We start from the raw sequence: 1,961 nt of genomic DNA on the forward strand, positions 1-1,961 counted from the left end.
TGCCGGAGTGGCGCTCGGCCACGACTCCGCGTCCTCTGGCGGACTGCTACCCACAGACCCCCATCCAGCAGGGCCTGTGGTTCCAGAGCCAGCTCTCCCAGGGCGAAGGCGTCTACCACGTCCAGCTCATCCTGCGCATCGACCAGGAACTGGACACCGACGCCTTCCACCAGGCCTGGGCCCAGGTCATGCACCGCCACCCCATCCTGCGCACCGGCTTCCACACGACACTGGGCAACCAGGCACTCCAGCTGGTCTGGGCGGACATCCCCGTCCCACTGCGGACGCAGGACTGGCGACCACACACCACGGAAGAGCAACAGCACCGCCTGGACGCCTACCTGCGACGGGACCGCGCCGAGGGCTTCGACCCCCGGGACGTCCCGCAGTGGCGGATGATGCTGGCCCGCACCGCCGACGACGGCTACCAGCTGATCTGGAGCGCCCACCACGCGATCCTCGACGGCTGGAGCATCAGCCTCATTCTCAACGAAGCCGTCCAGTGGTACGACGCCTTCGTTCAGGGCCGGCACGTGGAGAAGGCCCCGGCGCGGCCCTACCGCGACTACGTGTCCTGGCTCGGACGCCAGGACACCGACCAGGCCGAACAGTACTGGCGCGACACGTTGAAGGGGATCGAGCAGGCCGCCCCACTGGCCGTCGGCGCCCGCCCCGAGACACAGGCGAGCGGCCCCGTCCCCCCGGGCACGGTCACCGTCTGCCTGAGCGAGGACGAGACCGCGCGGCTGCAGGAGTTCGCCCAACACCACCGGCTCACGCTCAACACCGTGCTCCAGGGCTGCTGGGCCCTGCTCCTCTCCCGCTACTCCGGAACCGACGACGTCACCTTCGGAACCGTGGTCTCCGGCCGCCCCGCCGAGATCGAGGGCATCGAGCGCACAGTCGGACTGTTCATCAACACCCTCCCGGCACGGGTCGCCGTGCCCGAACGGGACCGCGTCCTGGACTGGCTGCACGGCCTCCAGGAACAGGCCATGCGGATGCGCCAGTTCGACTACAGCCCGCTGAGCGACATCCAGCGCTGGAGCGGCCTCCCCGCCGACGCCTCCCTGTTCGAGACCCTCTTCGTCTTCGAGAACTACCCGGTGGAGAAGGACGCCTCGGCGGTTCTGCAATTCGAGATGACCCGCTCCGAGGAGCGCGTCGACTACCCGCTGGCCCTGGTCGTGGTGGTCCAGGACCGGGTGGAGATCTCCGCTCAGTACGACCCCGGACGCATGAACCGAGAATCGGTCGAGCGCATGCTCGCGCATCTCACGAGTGTCTGCGCACAGATGGTCCGCGAACCCGAGGCACGGCTGAGCAAGATCGCCATCCTCACGGAAGAGGAACAGCGGCAGATCCTCCAACAGGGAAGCTCGACGGCCACGGAGCCGGCGGACGACGCCGACTTCGACCTGACGGCTTTCGCCACGGACATCGAATCCGCCGAAGACCGAGAACTCCTTGAGCAGCTCGTCGCCGAGGTTCAGGGATTGTCGCCGAGTGATCTCCAGCTCCCAGACGACCGAGACGAGTGAGACGCCATGAGTGAGCTTATTTCTCAGCTTGAGAACCTGTCGCCGGAACAGCAGGCCCTGCTACGCCGTCGGCTCCAGCAGGCCAAGCGTCAGCCGGGGGCACAGCCGGTGTCCCTGCCGGGGTTGTTCGAGGAGCGAGCCCGCCACTGCCCCGACCGGATCGCGGTCGTGTCCGACGACCACCAGCTCAGCTACGCGGCCCTGGACCAGTGGGCCAACCGCATCGCCCACCTGCTCCGCGACCGCGGCGTGGACCGGGGAAGCCTGGTCGGCCTGTGCGTACCCCGCTCCACGGAGATGGTCGCCGCCCTGCTGGGCATACTCAAAGCCGGCGCCGCCTACGTCCCCCTGGACCCCGCCTACCCCCGCGAACGACTCTCCTTCATGGCCTCCGACGCCCGACTCCACACCGTCCTGGCC

The 1,961-nt window shown here is 68.4% G+C and carries 2 protein-coding genes; both read left to right on the forward strand.

Annotated features, from left to right (window positions below; translation table 11 throughout):
- Positions 1-1,541, forward strand: a 1,541-nt coding sequence (locus ADL05_RS26730) for a condensation domain-containing protein (protein ID WP_231640917.1), incomplete at its 5' end; no start/stop codon positions are given.
- Between the two features lie 6 nt (positions 1,542-1,547).
- On the forward strand, positions 1,548-1,961 hold a 414-nt coding region (locus ADL05_RS26735), incomplete at its 3' end, for an AMP-binding protein (RefSeq protein ID WP_156366066.1).

The sequence above is a fragment of the Nocardiopsis sp. NRRL B-16309 genome, from assembly GCF_001279585.1.
Taxonomy (GTDB): domain Bacteria; phylum Actinomycetota; class Actinomycetes; order Streptosporangiales; family Streptosporangiaceae; genus Nocardiopsis.